Annotated in this window: 8 protein-coding genes and 2 pseudogenes; 3 read left to right on the top strand and 7 right to left on the bottom strand. The window is 52.1% G+C overall.

Annotated features, from left to right (window positions below; genetic code table 11):
* Together BGK49_RS05350 and zur are read left to right on the top strand one after the other, a co-directional pair.
* Positions 1 to 339, top strand: a pseudogene (locus BGK49_RS05350) (IS1-like element IS1B family transposase); the annotation flags it as partial.
* A gap of 101 nt (positions 340 to 440) precedes the next feature.
* Positions 441 to 956 carry a zinc uptake transcriptional repressor Zur gene (zur, locus tag BGK49_RS05345; protein ID WP_005029183.1) on the top strand — a complete coding sequence of 172 codons (516 nt, stop codon included), beginning with the start codon at positions 441 to 443 and terminating at the stop codon, positions 954 to 956.
* Between the two features lie 41 nt (positions 957 to 997).
* On the opposite strand, the gene BGK49_RS05340 is transcribed toward zur, so the two are convergent.
* The 4 genes from BGK49_RS05340 to dgkA all read right to left on the bottom strand — a co-directional run bounded on the left by BGK49_RS05340 (position 998) and on the right by dgkA (position 3,807).
* Entirely contained in the window at positions 998 to 1,207 is a 210-nt protein-coding gene (locus tag BGK49_RS05340; RefSeq protein ID WP_001030593.1) for a CsbD family protein, read from the bottom strand.
* 115 nt (positions 1,208 to 1,322) lie between these two features.
* Positions 1,323 to 2,648 carry an MATE family efflux transporter DinF gene (dinF, locus tag BGK49_RS05335; RefSeq protein WP_005029179.1) on the bottom strand — a complete coding sequence of 442 codons (1,326 nt, stop codon included), beginning with the start codon at positions 2,646 to 2,648 and terminating at the stop codon, positions 1,323 to 1,325.
* Between the two features lie 72 nt (positions 2,649 to 2,720).
* Positions 2,721 to 3,329, bottom strand: a complete 609-nt coding sequence (gene lexA / locus BGK49_RS05330) for a transcriptional repressor LexA (protein ID WP_000646078.1) — start codon at positions 3,327 to 3,329, stop codon at positions 2,721 to 2,723.
* Positions 3,330 to 3,438: 109 nt separating this feature from the next.
* Positions 3,439 to 3,807, bottom strand: a complete 369-nt coding sequence (gene dgkA, locus BGK49_RS05325) for a diacylglycerol kinase (RefSeq protein ID WP_000002907.1) — start codon at positions 3,805 to 3,807, stop codon at positions 3,439 to 3,441.
* Between the two features lie 170 nt (positions 3,808 to 3,977).
* Here dgkA and plsB point away from each other — a divergent pair, with 170 nt between their 5' ends.
* A complete protein-coding gene (gene plsB / locus BGK49_RS05320) occupies positions 3,978 to 6,401 on the top strand; it encodes a glycerol-3-phosphate 1-O-acyltransferase PlsB (RefSeq protein WP_004988121.1) in 2,424 nt (807 codons plus the stop codon).
* 153 nt (positions 6,402 to 6,554) lie between these two features.
* Here plsB and ubiA read toward each other — a convergent pair whose 3' ends face one another.
* The 3 genes and pseudogenes from ubiA to BGK49_RS25465 form a co-directional block, all read right to left on the bottom strand.
* On the bottom strand, positions 6,555 to 7,427 hold the full coding sequence (gene ubiA, locus BGK49_RS05315; protein ID WP_000455227.1) for a 4-hydroxybenzoate octaprenyltransferase: 873 nt from the start codon (positions 7,425 to 7,427) through the stop codon (positions 6,555 to 6,557).
* A gap of 12 nt (positions 7,428 to 7,439) precedes the next feature.
* A complete protein-coding gene (ubiC, locus tag BGK49_RS05310; protein WP_001295693.1) occupies positions 7,440 to 7,937 on the bottom strand; it encodes a chorismate lyase in 498 nt (165 codons plus the stop codon).
* A 222-nt stretch (positions 7,938 to 8,159) separates the two neighbouring features.
* A pseudogene (locus BGK49_RS25465) lies at positions 8,160 to 8,366 on the bottom strand (SopA family protein); the annotation flags it as partial.
* Positions 8,367 to 8,475 lie beyond the last annotated feature (109 nt).

Here is an 8,475-nt window from a genome sequence, read left to right as displayed (position 1 = left end):
CAGCGCTGGCTGTTTTACGCGTATGACAGGCTCCGGAAGACGGTTGTTGCGCACGTATTCGGTGAACGCACTATGGCGACGCTGGGGCGTCTTATGAGCTTGCTGTCACCCTTTGACGTGGTGATATGGATGACGGATGGCTGGCCACTGTATGAATCCCGCCTGAAGGGAAAGCTGCACGTAATCAGCAAGCGATATACGCAGCGAATTGAGCGGCATAACCTGAATCTGAGGCAGCACCTGGCACGGCTGGGACGGAAGTCGCTGTCGTTCTCAAAATCGGTGGAGCTGCATGACAAAGTCATCGGGCATTATCTGAACATAAAACACTATCAATAAGTTGGAGTCATTACCCATTACGGCAACAATAAGGGTTCTCGGTGTTTTTCCTGGAACATGGTAAAGTAAGGACATTCTTAACCCCCACTTTGAGGTGCCCGATGGAAAAGACCACAACGCAGGAGTTATTAGCGCAGGCTGAAAAAATCTGCGCGCAGCGTAATGTGCGCCTGACCCCACAGCGCCTGGAAGTGTTGCGCCTGATGAGTCTGCAGGATGGCGCTATCAGCGCTTATGATCTGCTTGATTTACTGCGCGAAGCTGAACCGCAAGCCAAGCCGCCAACGGTTTATCGCGCGCTGGATTTTCTGCTTGAGCAAGGTTTTGTGCATAAGGTGGAATCCACCAACAGTTATGTGCTCTGTCATCTGTTCGACCAGTCCACCCATACTTCAGCCATGTTTATTTGCGATCGCTGCGGCGCAGTGAAAGAAGAGTGTGCAGAAGGCGTGGAAGACATCATGCATACGCTGGCGGCAAAAATGGGGTTTGCCCTGCGGCATAATGTGATTGAAGCACATGGGCTCTGTGCGGCATGCGTGGAAGTGGAAGCGTGTCGTCATCCTGAACAGTGCCAGCATGATCACTCTGTGCAGGTGAAAAAGAAATCGCGTTAAGAGGGCGTACATCCTTGTACACGTCGGGCAGGAGGGATTAATTACCAGCGATATTCATTGCGGGTTTCCCAATCCACGACCTCTTTTTCTGCCTGATCTTTCTGATAACCATAACGTTCCTGGATTTTACCGACCAGTTGATCACGTTTACCTTCAATGATCGTCATATCATCATCGGTCAGTTTGCCCCATTGCTCTTTCACTTTACCTTTAAACTGTTTCCAGTTACCGCCGGCTTCATCTTTATTCATAATCAAGACCTCATCGTTAGGTTGTGAATGAGAGTACGTTCACTTTTCTTCTGAACGTGAGATTAAGTGTAGTCAGCAATTTGGCTTAGGATTATTTATTCAGAATTTTTAACCGTCACGTTGCGGCAAACCAGGTACCGTTGCGCCAGTGACGCCGCCAGATAGCCGCCAGAGAAAGCCCGCGCAACGCCAGAAAGACGGTTAACGCCAGCCACAAAGCATGATTACCCAGCCACGGCAGCGTAAGGAGCGTCAGCGCAAAACCTGCGGCGGCCACCGCCATACTGTTACGCATTTCGGCTGCGCGCGTTGCGCCTATAAACATGCCGTCCAGCAGATAACACCAGACGCCAACCAACGGCAAAATCACCTGCCAGATAAGATAGCGGTCGGCCAGCTGCTGAATCTGGGTTAACGACGTCAGCAACGCAATGATGTGTTCCCCTGCCAGCAAATAAACTACCGAAAACAGTAACGCTACGATCCCCGACTGGCGGCACGCTGCCCGCCAGACATCCAGCAACTGGCTACCGTCGCGCGCACCGTACGCCTGACCGGAATGCGCTTCAACCGCGTAGGCAAAACCATCCAGCGCATAGGCGGTAAAGGTGAGTAGCGTCATCAGAACCGCGTTAACAGCGATAATGTCACTCCCCAGTCGCGCACCAAGTACGGTGATCGCGCCGAAACAGAGTTGCAACAACAGCGAACGCAGCATGATATCGCGGTTAAGCGCCAGCAAGCGACGGAAGTTTCCTCGCCAGGCAGTTTTCAGCATTTCGCCGGAAATTCCGCGTAGTTTGAGGATTTTACGCACCATTAGCAGACCAATCAGCAATGTTGCATATTCCGCAATAACAGTCGCCAGCGCCGCGCCCTGCACGTTCATATGCAGCCCCATCACCAGCCAGACATCCAGCACAATGTTGAGGATATTGCCGACCACTAACAAAATTACTGGCGCACGGGCATATTGCACGCCGAGTAACCAACCAAGTAATACCAGATTCGCCAGCGACGCCGGTGCGCTTAACCAGCGGATTTCAAGAAAGCGCCGCGCCTGTTCCAGGACTGCTTCACTACCGCCAACAATATGCAGTGCCAGATCGATAATCGGTGTACGCAGCAGCGCAATTAACGCCCCTGCCCCCAACGCCAACAGCAACGGTTGCACCAGCGCACGGGCTAATGCCTGAGGATTTTTGGCACCATAAGCCTGCGCAGTCAGCCCGGTGGTGCTCATGCGTAAAAACAGCAACAGCATAAAGAGAAAGCTGGTCGCCGTTGCACCAACCGCCACGCCGCCCAAATAAACTGGACTATCAAGATGACCAATTACCGCCGTATCGACCAGTCCCAGCAACGGAACGGTGATATTGAAGAAAATCATGGGTAAGGCGAGATGCCAGAGTGCTTTATCAGATGAAGTGAGGAATGCCATGCAGACAAGCCTGATGAAGAGAGATGAAAAACAAACCGCGACGCCTGGCGGCATCGCGGTCTCAGAGATATGTTACAGCCAGTCGCCGTTGCGAATAACTCCAACCGCCAGCCCTTCAATGGTGAAGCTCTGCTGACGAAGGTCAACGACAATTGGTTTAAACTCGCTATTTTCTGGCAACAGTTCGACTTTATTGCCCTGTTTTTTCAGGCGCTTAACGGTAACTTCGTCATCAATACGTGCGACAACGACCTGACCGTTACGTACATCCTGAGTTTTATGCACTGCCAGCAAGTCGCCATCCATAATGCCAATATCTTTCATCGACATCCCGCTGACGCGCAGCAGGAAATCAGCATTCGGCTTGAACAAGGAAGGATCGACCTGATAATGACCTTCAATATGCTGCTGCGCCAGAAGCGGTTCACCGGCAGCCACACGACCTACCAGCGGCAACCCTTCTTCCTCTTCCTGCAACAGACGAATCCCGCGTGATGCGCCGGAAACAATTTCAATAACTCCTTTGCGTGCCAGCGCCTTCAGATGTTCTTCAGCCGCGTTTGGGGAACGGAACCCCAAACGCTGCGCGATTTCCGCACGCGTCGGCGGCATACCTGTCTGGCTGATGTGATCACGGATGAGATCAAACACCTCTTGTTGCCTTGCCGTTAACGCTTTCATTCCGCCCCCTGGGTGTATATACAGTTATACTGTGAGTATATACAGCAAAAGGCGATTTTGGAACCATAAACTGCACAATAAACCAGAGATTTATCGAATTCTGGAAGGGTTATCCAAAATGCGACCATAACAGGATGCACCAGGTTATCACGGCGACGATAATCGCAATCAGCACCGCGGCGGATCCCATATCTTTTGCGCGTCCGGAAAGCTCATGGTATTCAGAGCCAATTCGGTCAACCACTGCTTCGATGGCGCTATTGAGGATTTCCACAATCATCACCAGCATCACGGAGCTGATAAGCAGCACGCGGGTAATTGCGTCCACATCCAGCCAGCAGGCGATGACCACCGCCAACAATACCGCTACGCCTTCCTGACGGAATGCCGCTTCGTTGATCCATGCAGCGCGTAAACCTTTCCAGGAATAGCCAGCAGCTTTGATAATTCGGGTGAATCCAGTGGTATTATTGGCCATTGAAAGAACCTTTTTACATTATGAGCGTCAATATCAGTGTACCGTTAAATCCGATGATTCGGGTTTGCGTAACGCCGCGCGAAACATGAGCGGATACCACAGAATTTCCCATGACTTTCTGCTATCCTTGCCGCGCATTTGCATTATTAACCAGAGGCTTTACATCGTTTATGTCCGGCTGGCCACGAATTTACTACAAATTACTGAATTTACCATTAAGCATCCTAGTAAAAAGCAAGTCTATTCCGGCAGATCCTGCCCCGGAACTGGGGCTGGATACCTCTCGTCCAATTATGTACGTTTTACCGTACAACTCGAAAGCAGATTTGCTGACGTTACGCGCCCAGTGTCTGGCTCATGACTTGCCTGACCCGTTAGAGCCGCTGGAAATCGACGGCACGCTACTGCCGCGCTATGTGTTCATTCACGGCGGGCCGCGTGTATTCACCTATTACACGCCGAAAGAAGAGTCTATTAAGCTGTTCCACGACTATCTCGATTTGCACCGTAGCAACCCAAATCTGGATGTGCAGATGGTGCCAGTATCGGTGATGTTTGGTCGCGCGCCGGGGCGTGAAAAAGGCGAAGTAAACCCGCCGCTGCGTATGCTTAACGGCGTACAGAAATTTTTCGCCGTACTGTGGCTCGGTCGCGACAGTTTTGTGCGTTTCTCGCCGTCAGTTTCGCTGCGCCGTATGGCGGATGAACACGGCACGGATAAAACTATCGCACAGAAACTGGCGCGCGTGGCGCGTATGCACTTTGCCCGTCAACGTCTGGCTGCTGTGGGCCCACGTCTGCCTGCTCGTCAGGATCTGTTTAATAAGCTGCTCGCCTCCCGCGCCATTGCCAAAGCGGTAGAAGATGAAGCGCGCAGCAAAAAAATCTCCCATGAAAAAGCGCAGCAGAACGCGATTGCGCTGATGGAAGAGATTGCGGCGAATTTCTCTTACGAGATGATCCGCCTGACTGACCGCATTCTGGGCTTCACCTGGAACCGACTTTATCAGGGCATCAACGTCCATAACGCCGAGCGCGTTCGCCAGCTGGCCCACGACGGTCATGAGCTGGTGTATGTGCCTTGCCACCGCAGTCACATGGACTACCTGCTACTTTCTTACGTGCTGTACCACCAGGGGCTGGTGCCGCCGCATATCGCCGCCGGGATCAACCTGAATTTCTGGCCGGCCGGGCCGATTTTCCGCCGTCTGGGGGCGTTCTTTATTCGCCGTACGTTTAAAGGCAATAAACTTTATTCCACCGTTTTCCGTGAGTATCTCGGCGAACTGTTCAGCCGTGGTTATTCCGTCGAGTATTTCGTGGAAGGCGGTCGTTCCCGTACGGGGCGTTTGCTGGATCCGAAAACCGGTACGCTGTCGATGACCATTCAGGCGATGCTGCGTGGCGGCACGCGTCCGATTACGCTGATTCCGATCTATATCGGTTATGAGCACGTCATGGAAGTGGGTACTTACGCCAAAGAACTGCGCGGTGCGACGAAAGAGAAAGAGAGCCTGCCGCAGATGCTGCGCGGTTTAAGCAAGCTGCGTAATCTCGGTCAGGGTTACGTCAACTTCGGTGAACCAATGCCGTTGATGACCTACCTTAACCAGCATGTACCTGACTGGCGTGAATCTATCGATCCCATCGAAGCGGTGCGTCCGGCATGGTTAACGCCGACGGTCAATAATATTGCTGCCGATCTGATGGTACGCATTAACAACGCAGGCGCGGCAAACGCCATGAACCTCTGCTGTACCGCGCTACTGGCATCACGTCAGCGCTCACTTACCCGCGAGCAGTTAACCGAGCAACTCAACTGCTACCTGGATCTGATGCGCAACGTACCTTACTCCACGGACTCTACCGTTCCTTCAGCCAGCGCCAGCGAGCTTATCGATCACGCGCTGCAAATGAACAAGTTTGAAGTTGAGAAAGACACTATCGGCGACATCATCATTCTGCCGCGCGAGCAAGCGGTGCTGATGACCTACTATCGCAACAACATTGCGCATATGTTGGTGCTGCCTTCGCTGATGGCGGCAATTGTCACCCAGCATCGCCACATCTCCCGCGACGTATTGATGGAGCACGTCAATGTGCTTTACCCAATGCTGAAAGCGGAGCTGTTCCTGCGCTGGGATCGCGACGAGTTGCCGGACGTTATTGATGCGTTGGCAAATGAGATGCAACGTCAGGGGCTGATTACCCTGCAAGATGATGAGTTGCATATCAACCCGTCGCATTCTCGCACGCTACAGCTGCTGGCCGCAGGCGCGCGCGAAACGCTGCAACGTTATGCCATCACCTTCTGGCTGTTGAGCGCTAACCCGTCGATCAACCGCGGTACGCTGGAGAAAGAGAGCCGCACCGTCGCGCAACGTCTCTCCGTGCTGCACGGTATCAACGCGCCGGAGTTCTTCGACAAGGCGGTGTTCAGTTCTCTGGTGCTGACGCTGCGTGATGAAGGGTATATCAGCGATAGCGGCGATGCCGAACCGGCAGAAACGATGAAGGTTTATCAGTTGCTGGCGGAGTTGATTACATCAGACGTGCGTTTGACGATTGAGAGTGCGACGCAGGGCGAAGGGTAACCAGAGAGAATTGCCGGATGCGGCGAAAACGCCTTATCCGGCATTCCATAATCTGCAAATTCAATAAATTGCGATGTGTTGTGTAGGCCTGAGAAGCGCCGCGCATCAGGCAACCCAGAAGAAAGCCGATGATCATCCGGCTTTTTTACATCATCAGAAATGCCAGTAACTCATTGCCAGCCCTAAAAATAGTACCAGACCAACATAGTTATTATTCATAAATGCTTTAAAGCAGGCTTCACGCTCGCGGTTGGCAATCAGTTTTTGTTGATAAACAAACAGCGCGCCAGCCACCAGAATTGACCAGTAATATCCCCAGCCTAAGCCATTTAACTCACCGATGATCGCCATCAGTGCCAGTACGCCAATCTGCAAAATACCAATAATCAATTTATCGTATTGGCCGAACAGGATTGCCGTGGATTTAATGCCAATCTTCACATCATCATCGCGGTCAACCATCGCATACTGCGTGTCGTAAGCCACCGCCCAGAGAATATTGGCGAGGAACATTAACCAGCAACTCAATGGCACCGACTCACTCACAGCGGCAAAAGCCATTGGAATCGACCAGCCAAACGCCGCGCCCAGCACCACTTGCGGGAGATGGGTATACCGCTTCATAAACGGGTACACCCACGCCAACGCCAGAGCGGCAATCGACAACAGAATGGTCATCGTATTCAGCGTCAGTACCAGTAAAAACGAAATCAGTACCAGCACTACAAACAGCGCGCGCGCCTCTTTCTCTGTTACCGCGCCGCTGGGAAGTGGTCGGTTCGCCGTGCGCTTAACATGACCATCAAACTTTCGGTCAGCATAATCATTCACCACACATCCGGCAGCGCGCATCAGCCAGACACCCGCGACAAATACCGCCAGGATCCAGAGCTGGGGAACGCCCGGTGTCGCCACCCACAACGCCCATAATGTTGGCCAGAGCAGCAGTAACGCGCCAATTGGCTTATCCGTACGCATTAAGCGATGAAACGCCAGCAGCTTATTCTGCGTCAGACTCCACTCCATATTTTTTTCCTCTTAGTACAACGGTGACGCCGGTAAAAACAGTTCTGTTAACAACAGCGGTTTACCGCTTAATCGCAGGCGGGAACGTCGCCCCCACAGCCCGGCATCACGGCCTATCTCAATAAAGTCCCGGGTTAATGTCGATGATGTGAACAGATAGCGTCCTAACGGCGTTTTACCCAATTTTTGTAACGCCAGCTCCGGCCCGCTTAACGTTGACACAGGAACGACGGTACGACCGGCAAGCCACGGTTCACCATCGGCACATAACAAAATTTCACGTAACCAGTAACGAGACTCTTTCGGCAGCAGCGGCAGTTCTTCGGGGATTTCATTCTGCTCGACAAACCCTTCGCGGATCATCGTCACGCTTACCGTTTTTCCCTGCTGTTCAAAACGTTTTGTCATGGAATCCTCCAGCAACAGCCAGTCGAGCAGTTGCGGATCCAGGGCAGGGATCTCTTTAAAATAGCGTAGCGCACGCAGTTGCGTTAACGCGGGGTGTGACATGCCGAACTCTCCGTTACATAACGTAAAGGCATTGTATCGCAGAAAAGTGTTTACGGGAGATGTAAAGCAAATTAAGTGATCTAATGCGCAACAAAAACGCAACAATCGCATGAAGTGGTAAATCGCTTTTGAACCTTACGCTTTGCCGATGCCCGCGCTGGCGAGGGCAACCATAGGGGCATCACCGCCCAGGATGCCAGGAACGGTGATGTTTTCCTTTACTTAAGCACCCTTATTCATTATACGATAAGCTCGCCAACTCGCAGTAAAAATGGGGAAAAGCGCATGTTTATCCTGAGATTTGGAGTTGAAAAGTGTTTCCTGAGTAAGATTAACAGGCAACATCTTATGTCTGGATTTATAGATACACGTGGAATTCCAATTGGTATCTTTTGTAGGATTCAACATATCATGTAAGGCAGTATGACTTTCCGTGAGACAGATGCTGGCCAACGTGGGATATTTAACGCGGGTTAACATCGTTGTCAGAGCCGCATGGGTGAGCTGTTGCTACACCCCGGTATTTCCACCACGGAGG

This window comes from Shigella sp. FC1544 (assembly GCF_001722145.1).
Taxonomy (GTDB): domain Bacteria; phylum Pseudomonadota; class Gammaproteobacteria; order Enterobacterales; family Enterobacteriaceae; genus Escherichia; species Escherichia coli.
Note: the sequence above shows the minus strand (reverse complement) of the source record. Positions and strands in the feature narration are given on the sequence as shown.

Excerpts from the sequence above, each read along its gene's own strand:
- zur (WP_005029183.1), top strand. The coding sequence starts at position 441 with ATGGAAAAGACCACAACGCAGGAGTTATTAGCGCAGGCTGAAAAAATC.
- BGK49_RS05340 (WP_001030593.1), bottom strand. The coding sequence starts at position 1,207 with ATGAATAAAGATGAAGCCGGCGGTAACTGGAAACAGTTTAAAGGTAAA.
- dinF (WP_005029179.1), bottom strand. The coding sequence starts at position 2,648 with ATGGCATTCCTCACTTCATCTGATAAAGCACTCTGGCATCTCGCCTTA.
- lexA (WP_000646078.1), bottom strand. The coding sequence starts at position 3,329 with ATGAAAGCGTTAACGGCAAGGCAACAAGAGGTGTTTGATCTCATCCGT.
- dgkA (WP_000002907.1), bottom strand. The coding sequence starts at position 3,807 with ATGGCCAATAATACCACTGGATTCACCCGAATTATCAAAGCTGCTGGC.
- plsB (WP_004988121.1), top strand. The coding sequence starts at position 3,978 with ATGTCCGGCTGGCCACGAATTTACTACAAATTACTGAATTTACCATTA.
- ubiA (WP_000455227.1), bottom strand. The coding sequence starts at position 7,427 with ATGGAGTGGAGTCTGACGCAGAATAAGCTGCTGGCGTTTCATCGCTTA.
- ubiC (WP_001295693.1), bottom strand. The coding sequence starts at position 7,937 with ATGTCACACCCCGCGTTAACGCAACTGCGTGCGCTACGCTATTTTAAA.